The organism is Kribbella orskensis, assembly GCF_004342085.1.
Classification (GTDB): domain Bacteria; phylum Actinomycetota; class Actinomycetes; order Propionibacteriales; family Kribbellaceae; genus Kribbella; species Kribbella orskensis.
The window spans coordinates 204,305-217,211 of sequence record NZ_SLWM01000007.1 but is presented as its reverse complement, the minus strand read 5'-3'; the positions used below and the strand labels follow the sequence as shown (position 1 = coordinate 217,211).

16 protein-coding genes are annotated in these 12,907 nt (G+C 67.8%); 5 read left to right on the top strand and 11 right to left on the bottom strand.

All coding sequences use genetic code 11. The features are described from left to right. The first annotated feature begins 87 nt into the window (after positions 1–87). Complete coding sequence (locus EV644_RS21245) at positions 88–798, top strand: GAF and ANTAR domain-containing protein (protein ID WP_132190420.1); 711 nt, start codon at positions 88–90, stop codon at positions 796–798. On the opposite strand, the gene EV644_RS21240 is transcribed toward EV644_RS21245, so the two are convergent. The 4 genes from EV644_RS21240 to EV644_RS21225 all read right to left on the bottom strand — a co-directional run bounded on the left by EV644_RS21240 (position 763) and on the right by EV644_RS21225 (position 4,140). After that, entirely contained in the window at positions 763–1,674 is a 912-nt protein-coding gene (locus tag EV644_RS21240) for an alpha/beta fold hydrolase (RefSeq protein WP_132190419.1), read from the bottom strand. The two genes, EV644_RS21245 and EV644_RS21240, sit on opposite strands and share 36 nt — an antisense overlap. Before the next feature lie 29 nt (positions 1,675–1,703). Further along, entirely contained in the window at positions 1,704–2,102 is a 399-nt protein-coding gene (locus tag EV644_RS21235) for a phage holin family protein (RefSeq protein ID WP_369410509.1), read from the bottom strand. A gap of 55 nt (positions 2,103–2,157) precedes the next feature. Beyond that, on the bottom strand, positions 2,158–3,363 hold the full coding sequence (gene nhaA, locus EV644_RS21230) for a Na+/H+ antiporter NhaA (protein ID WP_132190417.1): 1,206 nt from the start codon (positions 3,361–3,363) through the stop codon (positions 2,158–2,160). A 99-nt stretch (positions 3,364–3,462) separates the two neighbouring features. Beyond that, complete coding sequence (locus EV644_RS21225) at positions 3,463–4,140, bottom strand: haloacid dehalogenase type II (protein WP_132190416.1); 678 nt, start codon at positions 4,138–4,140, stop codon at positions 3,463–3,465. A gap of 52 nt (positions 4,141–4,192) precedes the next feature. Between EV644_RS21225 and EV644_RS21220 the strand changes: the two genes are divergently transcribed. Beyond that, on the top strand, positions 4,193–4,774 hold the full coding sequence (locus EV644_RS21220) for a TetR/AcrR family transcriptional regulator (RefSeq protein ID WP_132190415.1): 582 nt from the start codon (positions 4,193–4,195) through the stop codon (positions 4,772–4,774). A 1-nt stretch (position 4,775) separates the two neighbouring features. Here the strand turns inward: EV644_RS21220 and EV644_RS21215 are convergent, their stop codons facing one another. Next, on the bottom strand, positions 4,776–5,723 hold the full coding sequence (locus EV644_RS21215; protein ID WP_132190414.1) for a glutathione S-transferase family protein: 948 nt from the start codon (positions 5,721–5,723) through the stop codon (positions 4,776–4,778). 167 nt (positions 5,724–5,890) lie between these two features. Between EV644_RS21215 and EV644_RS21210 the strand changes: the two genes are divergently transcribed. Continuing rightward, a complete protein-coding gene (locus EV644_RS21210) occupies positions 5,891–6,649 on the top strand; it encodes a GntR family transcriptional regulator (RefSeq protein WP_132190413.1) in 759 nt (252 codons plus the stop codon). Between the two features lie 48 nt (positions 6,650–6,697). Here EV644_RS21210 and EV644_RS21205 read toward each other — a convergent pair whose 3' ends face one another. The 4 genes from EV644_RS21205 to acs all read right to left on the bottom strand — a co-directional run bounded on the left by EV644_RS21205 (position 6,698) and on the right by acs (position 10,794). Next, positions 6,698–7,543, bottom strand: a complete 846-nt coding sequence (locus tag EV644_RS21205) for a hypothetical protein (RefSeq protein WP_132190412.1) — start codon at positions 7,541–7,543, stop codon at positions 6,698–6,700. Then, entirely contained in the window at positions 7,540–8,082 is a 543-nt protein-coding gene (locus EV644_RS21200; protein ID WP_132190411.1) for a hypothetical protein, read from the bottom strand. The genes EV644_RS21205 and EV644_RS21200 overlap by 4 nt, the downstream gene beginning before the upstream one ends. A 248-nt stretch (positions 8,083–8,330) precedes the next feature. Then, positions 8,331–8,771 (bottom strand): hypothetical protein, encoded by a 441-nt coding sequence (locus EV644_RS21195; RefSeq protein WP_132190410.1) that lies wholly within the window; start codon positions 8,769–8,771, stop codon positions 8,331–8,333. Between the two features lie 88 nt (positions 8,772–8,859). Then, a complete protein-coding gene (gene acs / locus EV644_RS21190) occupies positions 8,860–10,794 on the bottom strand; it encodes an acetate--CoA ligase (protein WP_132190564.1) in 1,935 nt (644 codons plus the stop codon). Positions 10,795–11,061: 267 nt separating this feature from the next. Between acs and EV644_RS21185 the strand changes: the two genes are divergently transcribed. Continuing rightward, positions 11,062–11,301 (top strand): hypothetical protein, encoded by a 240-nt coding sequence (locus EV644_RS21185; RefSeq protein ID WP_132190409.1) that lies wholly within the window; start codon positions 11,062–11,064, stop codon positions 11,299–11,301. Here EV644_RS21185 and EV644_RS21180 read toward each other — a convergent pair. Beyond that, positions 11,283–11,732 (bottom strand): MarR family winged helix-turn-helix transcriptional regulator, encoded by a 450-nt coding sequence (locus EV644_RS21180; RefSeq protein WP_206751502.1) that lies wholly within the window; start codon positions 11,730–11,732, stop codon positions 11,283–11,285. The genes EV644_RS21185 and EV644_RS21180 overlap by 19 nt on opposite strands. 36 nt (positions 11,733–11,768) lie before the next feature. After that, positions 11,769–12,122 carry a winged helix-turn-helix transcriptional regulator gene (locus tag EV644_RS21175; RefSeq protein ID WP_132190408.1) on the bottom strand — a complete coding sequence of 118 codons (354 nt, stop codon included), beginning with the start codon at positions 12,120–12,122 and terminating at the stop codon, positions 11,769–11,771. Positions 12,123–12,204: 82 nt separating this feature from the next. Between EV644_RS21175 and EV644_RS21170 the strand changes: the two genes are divergently transcribed. Then, positions 12,205–12,822: an NAD(P)-dependent oxidoreductase gene (locus EV644_RS21170; protein ID WP_132190407.1), complete on the top strand. Its 618-nt coding sequence runs from the start codon at positions 12,205–12,207 to the stop codon at positions 12,820–12,822. Positions 12,823–12,907 lie beyond the last annotated feature (85 nt).

The following is a 12,907-nucleotide window of genomic DNA, read 5'->3' as shown; positions in this document are numbered from 1 at the left end:
GCATCACTGCCGAAAAGCTGTCCTCGTCATCATAGATATCCGCGTCGCCCGGCGCGGACCAGCGGAGATCCCGGAGGTGGCGCGAGCATGACCGAGCACACGGTCGAGACCGCTGCGGCGTTCGCGCGGTTGGCCTTGGAGCTGCACCAGGAGGACGGGGTCGAGGAGACGATCGACGCAGTCGCGCGATTCGCTCTGCAGGCGGTCAATTGCACCCAGGCCGGCATCCTGCTCGCCGGCCGGAGTGGGCGGCTCGATCTCGGGGCGACGACCGATCCGGCCGTCGAGAAGGCCGACCTGCTGCAGCTCGAGCTGGGCCAGGGGCCGGCCCAGGCGATCGTGGCGGACCGCGAGGCCGTGGTCGTGGTGCCGGACCTCGCGACGGACGATCGCTGGCCCTTGTGGTCGGGCGCCGTCGCCGATCTCGGACTGCGGACCGTGCTGGCGGTCCGGTTGCAGGCGCACGACAAGACCGTCGGGGTGCTGGAGCTGTTCAACAGCGAGCCGTTCGCCTTCGATGACGACGACATCGCCGTCGCCCACATCCTGGCGCGGCACGCGTCCGTCGCGGTCGGGACCGCCCGGCAGGAGGAGACCCTCTGGCAGGCGATCGACGCGCGCAAGCTGATCGGGCAGGCGCAGGGGATCCTGATGGAACGGTTCGGCCTCGACGGCGACCGCGCGTTCGCAGTACTGCAGCGCTACTCGCAGGACAACAACGTCAAGCTGCGCGAGGTCGCCCGCCGGCTGGTCGACACCGGCCTACTCCCCAAGGGAAGCAAGCCAGTCCAGCAGTAGCGCGTTGAGCAGCTCGGGCGTCTCCTCGTGCGGGAAATGCCCTGCACTGGTTAGCACCTGGTGACGCAGTGGACCCTCGACCAGGCCCGCCGGGGTGGTCATGCTCGTCGCGTTCACGGCGCCGTCCATCGCTCCATGGACCTGCAGCACCGGTACTGCGATCGGCGTCCGCATGCGAGCGGAGTACCGGCGGCCGTCGGGACGCAGGCGGGACCGCACGAACCACCGGTGGTACTCCAAGGCGCAGTGCGGCGCGGGCCAGACCTGGAGGGCAGCGCGATAACGGCGCGAAGCCTCCGCGTCGGGGAAGCTACCGCCAGGGGCAGACCAGGCCCGAAGCATCTGCTCGATGTGGATGCCGTCGTGGGCGAGCAGTCGGCGCTCCGGCAGGATCGGCAGCTGGAACCATCCCGCGTGCGCCACGGACTTCAGCTGACCCGACCGCATCAGCATCAGCGGGTGTGGTGCCGACACGGCGGCCACCCCTCGGACCTGCTTGGGTGCGAGCACGGCCGCGGACCACGCGGCGAACCCACCCCAGCCATGTCCGACGATCACCGCGTCACCGGCACCGAGTGACCTGATGACGCCGGAAACGTCGGCGGCTGCGGTGTTGGGGTCGTACCCGCGTGGCGTCTTGTCGCTCGCGCCGTAGCCGCGCAGGTCCATCGCGACAGCGCGATATCCGGCCGCGGCGACCACGGGCAACTGGTGACGCCAGGCCCACCAGAACTCGGGGAAGCCGTGCAGGAACAGGACCAGTGGATCGTCTGCCGCTCCGCACTCGGCGACGTGGAACCGTGCTCCGTTGGCCGCGACGAGCGAGTGCGACCAGGGTCCGTCGACGAGCAGGTCGGAGACCCCCGCGGGACTCAAACCACTAGGACGTGGCTGACAGACACGTCCTAGTCGCCCTTCCCGATCGCCTTCAGCGCCTCGACCGACTCCTTCGAGGTCTCGATCGCGCGCTGCGGGCCCTTCGCCTTGCCGAGCTGCCGCCTGCCGATCAGGATCAGCGCGACCGCGATCAACAGGTAGAACACGGCAATGATCAGGAAGGACAGCGCCGGGTGCAACCCGAGCGCGGTCAGCCCGTACGCCGCGGCGATGGACAGCAGGATGACCGCCAGCAGCGCCAGGAACACGGCGCCGCCGAACAGCCCCGCGCCTGTCCCGGCCGCGACGGCGGTGGACTTCAGCTCGGCCTTGGCCAGCTCGATCTCGCTGCGGACCAGGTTGGACAGGTCCCGGCTGGCATTGGCGACGAGTTGCCCGACAGTGGGCTCATCCTCGGTCTGCCCCATCGACATGGCACTCCTTCCGCGGTTCCGTGACCCGACACTAGCCTGTCCCCACGCCTCAATCGTCGGCGTACGCGCGGTTGCGGTGGAAGAGCAGCACCGCGGCGATCAGCGCGGCCAGCAGCGACGCGATCAGGACGGCCGCCTTGGCCCGTTCGATCTGGGCGGTGTCGTCGCCGAAGGCGAGCTGGGCGATCAGCAGCGCGACTGTGAATCCGATCCCGGCCAGCACCGAGACCGCGCCGACGTCCCGCCAGGAAAGGTCCGAGTTCAGCTCCGCCCGGGTGAAGCGCGCGGTCAGCCAGGACCCGCCGAACACCCCGATGATCTTGCCGAACAACAGCCCGCAGACCACCCCGATCGCGACCGGGTCCGTGAGCATCTCCCGCAGCGCTTCCCGGCTCAGCGTGACCCCGGCCGCGAACAACGCGAACACCGGTACTGCGACCCCGGCCGACCACGGCCTCAACCGATGCTCCAGCCGCTCGGCCGGGGACCTCGTCTCACCTTCGTCCGGCAGTACCCGGGTGACGAGCCCGAGCGCGACCCCGGCGATCGTCGCGTGGATGCCCGACTCGTGCATGAACCACCAGGCCCCGAGCACGACCGGCATGTACAGGAACGGAGTACGGAACCGGAAGTGCTGCAGCACGGCGAACGCGGCGATCAGGGCCAGCGCGGCCAGCAGCGCGAGCAGGTTGAGACCGTGGGAGAAGAACACGGCGATCACCAGGATCGCGCCGAGGTCGTCGACCACCGCCAGGGTGAGCAGGAACGCCCTCAGTGCGCTGGGCAACGAAGATCCCACGATCGCCAGCACCGCAAGGGCGAACGCGATATCCGTTGCCGTCGGCACCGCCCAGCCGTGCGGCTTGCCGTCGTCCGCGGTCAGGTTGATCACCGCGTAGATCAGCGCTGGTATCGCCATCCCGCAGATCGCCGCGACCACCGGCACGACGGCCTCGCTGAGCTTCGACAGCGTGCCGACGACGAGCTCGCGCTTGAGCTCCACGCCGGCCAGGTAGAAGAACAGGGTCAGCGCGCCGTCGGTCGCCCACTGCTCGACCGTCAACGGCCCGAGCTGCGCGTCGCGGAGATTGTGGTACTGGTCCTGCCAAGGGGTGTTCGCCCAGATCAGCGCGATCACCGCGGCGCCGACGAGCACCAGACCACCGGTGGTCTCGGCGCGCAACGTGTCCGCGAGGAAGGCGCGCTCGGACCCCAGGATGCGTGGGAATGCTCGTCGCTTCTGCAGCAACCGCACGGGCGGCCCCCTTCGCTCGGGCGTCATCGGTCCAGCCGCCGACCAGACTTCCCGGCACACCAAGCCGCCCGCGCCCAGCGGTTGGCTCTGCCCGCGATTCTAACGAGCCTCCAACGCCTTCGCGAGCGCCAGGAGATCCGGAACCACCAGATCAGGCGCAAGAAATGCCTCCGGGTACGGCGTGGCGCGCCGGTCCAGGTAGAACCCCTGCAACCCGGCCCGGCGGGCTCCGTCGATGTCCCACGGGTGCACCGCGACCAGCGCCATCCGCTCCACCTCGACGCCGCAGACCTCAGCGGCGTACTGGTACGCCGCCGGGTGTGGCTTCCACCGGCCGGGGGACTCGACGTCGAGTCGGTGCTCGAGCAGCGGGAGGACGCCTGCCTCGGCGAACATCCGCTCGGACATCGACGCTGCCCCGTTGGTCAGGGTGACGAGCCGCACGCCGAGGTCGTGGATCCGCCGCAGCCCGGACGCGACATCAGGATGGACCCGCAGTTCGCCGAATCCGAAGAGCACGCCGCCGATCGTCGCCTCGTCCGGAGCGAGCCCCGCGCCGGCCAGCATCGATCGCAGGACGTCGGCGCCGATCGTCCGGAAAGCGCCGTACGAGCCGGCCGCCGTCAGCGCGAACCCGTCCCGCAAGGTGGCGGCGAACCAGGTGTCCAGGCTTTCACCGGGCAGGCCGGCGCCCTCGAAGCGCGACCGCAACGACTCCATCTCGGACAGCGTCTCGTTCACGTCCAACACCAGAACCTCGGGTCGGATTGCGGTCATCGCGGCACACCCCTTATCTTGGACCAGTCGTTCCAAGATAAGGGGTGTCAGGGTGCCGGATGTCAAACACTTCGACACGGCCGAGGTACTGGCCGTGGTGGAGCGGTTGTTCTGGCGGCGAGGGGTGGCGGCGACCGGGATCCAGGAGATCGTCGGCGCGACCGGGCTCAGCCGTTCGAGTCTGTACAGCTCCTTCGGCGGCAAGGACGACCTCTACCTGGCCGCGCTGCAGCGGTATCTCGACCAGCGGTCGCGGCCGATGTTCGACCGGCTCGCCGCGGACGGTCGGGGTTTGCCTGCGATCGCCGACTTCTTCGAGCGGCTGCTCCGGCTGCGCTGCTCGGGCGAGCACGCCGGCTGGGGTTGCCTGGTCTCGAACGCGCACACCGAGGAGCCGTCCGATGCCACCCGGGCCGTGCTGGACCAGCATCACGCAGGGCTGAGTGCGGCCTTCGCTCACGCCCTGGAGGTTGCTCGGGGCAAGGAACAGCTCAGGTCCGGGATCGACCTCGACGCGACGGCCGAGATGCTCACGCTGCTCGCCTACGGCGTCAACCTTCGCTCTCGTTCAGGGGCGTCCCGGGCGACGCTGCGTACCGGAGTACAGGCTGCGCTTGGATCGTTGGGGCGCTGAGTCAGTCGGTCCAGACGCGGGGGTCGGGGCCCTTGGGGATGATGCCGTTCGGGTTGATGGTGTCGTGGGTGCCGTAGTAGTGCCGCTTGATCTGGTCGAAGTCGACCGTCTCGCCGAAGCCGGGTGACTGGTAGAGCCGGCGCGCGTACGCCCACAGGTTCGGCAGTTCGGTCAGCTTCGACCGGTTGCACTTGAAGTGCCCGTAGTAGACCGCGTCGAAGCGGACCAGCGTGGTGAACAACCGGATGTCGACCTCACTGAGGGTGTCCCCGAGCAGGTAGTCACGATCCGCCAGCCGCTGCTCGAGCACGTCGAGCCGGGCGAACAGAGCGTCGTACGCCGCCTCGTACGCCTCCTGGCTCTTCGCGAAGCCGCACCGGTAGACGCCGTTGTTCACGTCCGTGTAGATCTCCGCGATCAGCTGGTCCATCTCGTCGCGCTGGTCCGGGATCAGCCGGGGCGCGTCCGGCCGGTGGAAGTCCACCCACTCGGTCGAGAGGTCCAGGGTGATCTGCGGGAAGTCGTTCGTGACGACGCGCCCGGTCACAGTGTCCACGATCGCAGGCACCGTCACCCGTCCGGCGTACTCCGGATCGGTGCCGAGGTACGCCTCGGACAGGTAGCTGATCCCGAGCACCGGATCCCGGTCGTCCGGGTCGAGGGTGAACCGCCAGCCCTTCTCGTCGCGGATCGGGTCGACGATCGCGAGGCTGATCGCGTCCTCCAGGCCGAGCAAACCGCGCACGATCAGGGCGCGGTGGGCCCACGGGCAGGCGAGGCTCACCACCAGCCGGTACCGGCCTGGCTCGACCGGCCAGCGACCCTGGTCGTCGGGCCCTTCGCCGGGCGCCGAGGTGGTATCCCGGCTGATCCGGTCGGTGAAGCGGTTGCCCTGGCGCTTCCATTCACCCGTGGAAGCACTTTCTCTGTCGACCTCTGCGCGGCTCATGTCGTCAAAAGTACCCAGCCTTGATTAGATGGTTGCTGGCCGTGCTGGGGAGCCGGACAGTACTGTCGGGCTCACGGTTCAGTTCGATCGACCAGGAGCATGCTTTTTGTCGGCTCGCGACCCCCGGTAACCGGTTTGCCGGGCACATTCCCAGGGATACTGACGCCATGGCCCGCCCAAGGAACAACCCCGGCGACCTCGCCGAGCTCCCCACCGAGCTCCGCAGCGACCGGCCGAAGGGTGACCAGATCCGCGAGATCCTCCAGACCCTCACCCGCAACCTCTCCGCCGGCACCGTGCTGCCGTCCGAGCGAGTGCTGGCCGAGCGGTTCGGGGTCGCCCGGATGACAGTCCGCCAGGAGGTGGACCGGGTCGTTGCCGAAGGCCTCGCCGCCCGCCGGCCCGGTGGCGGCACCTTCGTCGCCGAGCCACGCCCGGCCCGGATGCTCACCTCGTCGTTCAGCCAGGACATGCGCGCCCGCGGCATCGTGCCGGGCGGCAAAGTGCTCGAGCACCGCATCGGCACCGCCGACGAGGCGCTGGCCGCGGAGCTGGAAGAACCAGTCGGTACTCCGGTGCTGCACCTGGTCCGCCTCCGCACGGCCGACGGCGAGCCGATGGCGATCGAGCGAACGTCCCTGTCCCTGTCGCGCTACCCGGGCCTCGACGAACTCGACCTGAGCGAGGTCTCCCTGTACGACTCGCTCTCCTCGCGCTGGGGCGTCACCCTCGGCATGGTCTCCGCCTCGATCATCGCCGCCCCACCGGACGCGTCCGACTGCGAACTCCTCGGCATCGACGCCACCACCCCGTGCCTCATCATCACCTCGGCCCCCCGCACGGCCTCAGGCGAAGTCATCGAGTTCGGCCGCTCCGTCTACCGCTCCGACCGCTACGACATAACCATCGCCTACCGCGCCACCTGAGGGTTCCCGAAGTGAGCTCTTGGTCAACGATCAGACCCTGCCAGGTTGTCAGCCGGTTGCGAGCGGGACCGGCCGCGACCCAAGGTTCCGGACTGAGTCAACCAGCCGGTGATTGCCGCGAGCGTTGATGATGCAGCGTGCCGAATCCGGAGTACCACTCTCGACATCGAGAGCGTGCACAGCCAGGTCCTCGACCAAGTTGCCTGGGATCTGATCCATGTAGGCAGTCGCAGCGATCAGGCACTCAGAGTCGGTAGCTTGCCGGGTACTGCCGGTCGCGAAGTACTCGCCGGTGTGGATTGCAGAGCAGGGGAGGTTCTCGGCCACAGCTCTGTCGAAGCACCGACGCCAGGATGCGCTGGATCCCGACCGCAGTACATCAAGTGCAGATCCGCTCGTGTTGTGTCCGGCGTCGAGCACACAGCCGTGACCAGAGATCGTTGCTGGGCGCGCGATCAGGACATCCAGATTGGCGAGTCCACCGAGAAAGTTGGTGACGGTGGCCTGAGTACAGGCGAGTGTCTGCGGCATCTCTTCGAAGCGATGACTCTCCCGGCAATCGACTGGCACGCGTGCTGATGTCCAACATCTCGAGGCGAGGGCCGAGGCGGTGTTGCTCGGTCCATCAGGAGGCGGTGTCGTCTGAGGGGGTGGTGTGGAGGGTGGCGGTGTCACCGAGATACTCGGCGGATCGGCCGCCTGTTTGTCCCCGTCGGCGAAATGATGGACCGCCGCCGTGGTTGTGCTGACGATCAGTGCCGCGAACCCGACTATTTCGCCAACCGCGATGAATGTCTTCAGTCCGCGATGGTTGACGAAGCGGTCGAGATGGCGGAACAAGGACGCCCCCCAGCCGCGAAGCGTCACAACTGGCGATCTAGTGCTGTTGGTCAAGACAGAACCATATTGGTCAGCACGGCTTCTGCGCTGCCAAAGCCGCCGCAGTCGGGCGTCTCCTTCAGGTAAACGCTGATCTTCAGAGCATTGACTTTTTGGACAGGGATCTCGAATGCGGCGATCTGGTTGAGTTTCACGCTCTTCTGATCCCGGTACTGTCCGTTTGCGTCGATACGCACGGCAAGCGTCTGGTCCGAACTCTCCGATGAATTGCTCTGGCCGAACTCCAACTTCAGCTTGCTGAAGTTGTTGGCGAGTCTGAGTTCGAGGATCGCCGGGTCAAGGTCACCACAGCCCAGGATCAAGCCCCCGACACCTGGCACCTGCTTGCGATCGGCGATGTCGTAGCGACCGTCGCGCCAAGTGTCCGGATACTTGAAAATCTTGCTCAAAGTCAACGGCTGTCCCGCAGCCTCTGAAGCAAGGACCGCCGGACTCGACTCTGATTCGGTCGGCTCGCTCGGTGCTTCGTCGGTCGTCGGCGCGTCTGTCGGCGACGTTTCAATCGGCAATGTCGGCGATTGTGTCTGGGGCATAGGTGTACTGATCGCGACAGGTTGGCCTGCCGGCGGTAAATCGCCCCCTTGTTCTGATTCGCCGCAGGCGGCTGTAAAAACCAGCGCGCCAATCAGAAGCCCAATACACGAAATTCGGTTCCCACCCCTGGATCCCCGCATGCGAAGGGATGCTACGCAGCCGCCCATGGTGAGTCGAGAGGTGAGCGAAATGAATCGTTGAAGTAATCGACTCGTGATCGTTGGATTGTTTCCTGCTCGGCAGCTTGTCAGAAATAAACTGCGGCGACGCCGAGGGCGAAGGCGGTGCCGGATAGGGCGAGCATGGTGGTGGCCAGGATGATTAGTTGGCGCTGGAGGGTGGGGCGTTCCGTTGAGGTGGCGAAGACCCGGCGGGGCCAGTGGCGCCAGGAGACGTACCAGAAGATGGCGGTTGCTGCTAGCAACAGGATTGCCTTGAGGGCGTGCAGCCACCAGTGTTGGTGATCCAGCAGGAGGAGGATGCCGCCGGTGGCGGCGATCGCCGCGATCAGGCCGATGACCTTCCATCGGTTGCCTGAGGCAATCACTGCGGTGAGCGCCTCGCGACTGTCCTCGTCCGGGCCGAAGAACTTCCGCAGCTTCGGCTGTACGACGAAGAGCGAGTACGCCATCCCGCCCACCCAGGCGGCGGCAAGCCCGGCATGCACGATCGCGATCACGGCAGTCATCCCCAGATAGTGCCACCCCGCCGTGTCTCGAACCCGAAACAGCCTGTACTCCGGGGCCGGAGTACAGGCTGTTTCTAGGAGTTGAGGGTTAGTCCTCTTCGGACTTGCCGGAGGCGAGGTTGGTCCTGATCAGGTCCATGACGGTGGAGTCGGCGAGGGTGGTGACGTCGCCGACCTCGCGGTTCTCGGCCACGTCGCGGAGGAGGCGGCGCATGATCTTGCCGGAGCGGGTCTTGGGGAGTTCGGCGACGACCATGATCTGGCGGGGCTTGGCGATCGGGCCGATCTCTTTGGCGACGTGGTTGCGGAGTTCCTGGACCACGCCCGGGCCGCCGTCACCGGCCTCCGAGCGGAGGATGACGAAGGCGGCGATCGCCTGGCCGGTGGTCGGGTCGGAGGCGCCCACGACGGCGGCCTCGGCGACCTTCGGGTGGGAGACCAGAGCGGACTCGATCTCGGTGGTGGACAGCCGGTGGCCCGACACGTTCATCACGTCGTCGACGCGGCCGAGCAGCCACAGGTCGCCGTCTTCGTCCTTCTTGGCACCGTCGCCCGCGAAGTACATGCCGGGGAAGCGCGACCAGTACGTCTCCTTGAAACGCTCGTCGTCGCCCCACAGGGTGCGCAGCATGGCCGGCCACGGCTTGGTCAGCACCAGGTAGCCGCCGGAGCCGTTCGGCACCGGCTTGCCCGCGTCGTCGACCACCTCGGCCGAGACACCCGGGATCGCCTTCATCGCGGCGCCCGGCTTGCCGGCGGTGACACCGGGCAGTGGGGAGATCATGTGCATGCCGGTCTCGGTCTGCCACCAGGTGTCGACCACCGGCGCCTTGTTGCCGCCGATGTTCTCCCGGTACCAGATGTAGGCCTCGGGGTTGATCGGCTCGCCGACCGAACCGATCACCCGCAGCGTCGACAGGTCGAACTTCTCCGGGATCTCCTTGCCCCACTTCATGAAGGTGCGGATGGCGGTCGGAGCGCAGTACAGGATGGAGACCTTGTACTTCTGGATGATCTCCCACCAGCGGCCCTGGTGCGGAGTGTCCGGGGTGCCTTCGTAGAGCACGGAGGTGGTGGCGTTGGCGAGCGCGCCGTACACGATGTAGCTGTGGCCGGTGACCCAGCCGATGTCGGCGGCGGTCCAGTAGACGTCGGTGTCGGCCTTGAGGTCGAAGACGGCCCACTGCGTGTACGCCGTACCCACCAGGTAGCCGCCGGTCGTGTGCAGGATGCCCTTCGGCTTGCCCGTGCTGCCGGACGTGTACATGACGTACAGCGGGTGCTCGGCGTCGAACGCCTCAGGCGTGTGCTCGGGCGACTGCTTGCCGACGAAGTCGTCCCACCACCGGTCGCGGTTCTCGACCATCGCGGTCTCCTGGCCGGTGCGCTTCACCACGAGCACGTTGCGCACGTCCGGGCAGTCGGCCAGCGCGGCATCGACGGCCGGCTTCAACCCGGCCGGAGCGCCTCGGCGGTAGCCGCCGTCGGAGGTGATCACGACGCGGGCGTCGCAGTCCAGGATGCGGCCTTTGAGCGCGTCCGCGGAGAAACCGCCGAAGATGACCGTGTGCGGGGCACCGATCCGGGCGCAGGCGAGCATCGCGACCACGGTCTCGGGGATCATCGGCATGTAGATGGCGACCACGTCACCGGCCTGGACGTTCAGTTCGAGCAGCGCGTTGGCCGCCTTGCTGACCTCGTCCTTCAGTTGGGCGTAGGTGATCTCGCGGGTGTCGCCGGGCTCGCCTTCGAAGTAGTACGCGATCTTGTCGCCGAGGCCGTTCTCCACATGCCGGTCGACGCAGTTGTACGCCGCGTTCAGCTTGCCGTCGGCGTACCACTTGGCGAAGGGCGGGTTGCTCCAGTCCAGCGTCTGGGTGGGCTCGACGGCCCAGCTGAGCCGCTTCGCCTGCTCCGCCCAGAAGCCCTCGAAATCTGCCTCGGCCGCCTCGTACGCGTCCGCCTTCACGTTCGCGTTCGCCGCGAGTTCGGCAGGGGGCTCGAACCGGCGCTCCTCGTGCATCAGGTTCGACAGCGCATCGGACTGGTTGGACTCGGAACTGGTCACGTCGCGGACTCCTCGTTGAGAGCTGCAAGACAACGGAACGCCCGGGCGCTCCGGTCCCCTTTCTACCAACGCCGGACCACCCGCGGTACTGGTGCATCGCCCAGCCGCCCCCGATCTGCGCCGAACGGCCCCCTTCGTGAACAGGATCACAGCCGGAACCAGGGCCCCATCTCCCGCATCCGACCCCTTGTCCGCACCCCGCCGACCCCGAGGAGCCCGCCGATGTACGCCACCCCCCAGCCCCACCCGTACGCCGAGCCCGCCCCTCACCAGTACTCCGGCGCGCCGTACGCCGCGCTCGTCCCGCAGCCGCACCCGTACGCCGGGCCCGAGGTCCATCCGGCTGAGCCCACGGCCGAGCGCCGCAAGATCTCCCGCGCCGCCCGCCGCCGGGTCCACGCCCGCGAGCGTCGCGTCCGCCGTACCCGCGGCCAGCTCCCGACCTACCGCCCGGCGTGGTGAGTGAGGACCTTCGCCAGGAGGGCTGTCAGTTGGTCGCGTTCCGCGGGGGAGAGTGGGGCGAAGATGGTGGCTTGGGCTTCTTTGACGAGGTCGTCCAGCCGGCTGTGCTGCCGGCGGCCGGCGGGGGTGATGGTGATGATGTTGCGGCGCCCGTCTTCGGGGTCGGGGGAGCGTTCGACGTAGCCGTCGGCGGTGAGTTCGTTGATCGCGGCCACTACGTCGCTGCGGTCGATGCCGGTACGGCGGCCGAGTGACGCCTGGCTCGCAGGTCCGAACTCGGCCAGGGTCGCCAGCAGACGGTAGTGGTAGCCGCGGGCGTTCCCCGCGGCGAAGGCCTCTCCCACGATCCGCTGGGCGTGCATCGCGCTCTGCGTGAGCAGCCAGCTCGGCGTCTTCAGCAGCGCGCTCGGGGCCAGTTCGTCATCCGCCACTCCGCGAGTCTAGCCATCTGTTGGCCACCCCCACGATCAGGCTTCGCGGGCGTCCAGGAGTTCGTCCCAGTGGTCGGCGGCCCACTCGCAGGCGATCCGCATCGGCTCGAGCATGCTCCGCCCGAGCGGCGTCAGCTCGTAGACGACCCGCCGCACCGGTAGGGCGTACTCCGTGCGCCGGACGAGTCCGTCCCGCTCCAGCGAGCGCAGGGACTGAGTCAGCACCTTCGGGGTGACCCGATGCAGCGGCACCCGCAGTTCGGAGTACCGGCGGGGGCCGTCCTCCAGGCAGCGGATCACCAGGCCGGCCCACTTGTCGCCGCCGAAGCGGATCGGGTTCAGCGAGGACGGGCAGATCTCGTCGAACATGTCCGGCCGCAACGGTTCCATCCGACCAGGGTAGTGAGTATCCGGGTGGTAACCAGGTCTCCGCCTACGGTCGGCCGCAACATCCGACCGAAGGGGATGAGAGATGAGCAAGGTACTGGTGTTCGGCGCAGGTGGGCGAGCAGGCCGGGCGGCTGTCGAGGAGGCGAGTCGCCGCGGCCACGAGGTGACGGCCGCGATGCGAACCCCCAGCAAGTACGCCGAGCTAGGTGGTGTCGCCGCCGACGTCACGGATGCCGAGCGGGTCGCCGAACTCGCCGCCGGGCAGGACGCTGTCATCGCGGCCGTGTACGACGGCGGCGCGGATCCGGCCGAGTTCTACCCGAAGGCGGCCACTGCGTTGGTGAAAGGACTCGCCAGGGCAGGGGTGTCACGGCTGGTCTGGGTGGGCCTGGCCTCGCTTCTCGCCACCGAGGACGGAACACCGCTGATGGATACGCCCGGCTATCCCCAGGAGTACCGGGGCTTCTACCTCGCCCACGCGGCCGCGCTCGAGGTGTTCGCGAACTCCGACCTGGACTGGGTATCGATCGCCCCGGCCGGCGACTTCGAGCACGAGAAACCCGAGCGCACTGGGACCTACCTCGTCGTACCGGCGTCTGCGCGCAGCCGGATCTCATACGCCGACCTCGCGCTCGCCCTGATCGACGAGCTCGACAAGCCGCGCCACCACCGGGCCCTCCTAGGTATTGCTCCTGCATGAGCTTGATCACTCGGGGATCCGTTGCCGAACGCAAGAAAAGCCCGTATCCGCAGACCCAGGACCCGGCGTACCTGGCTCGACCTCC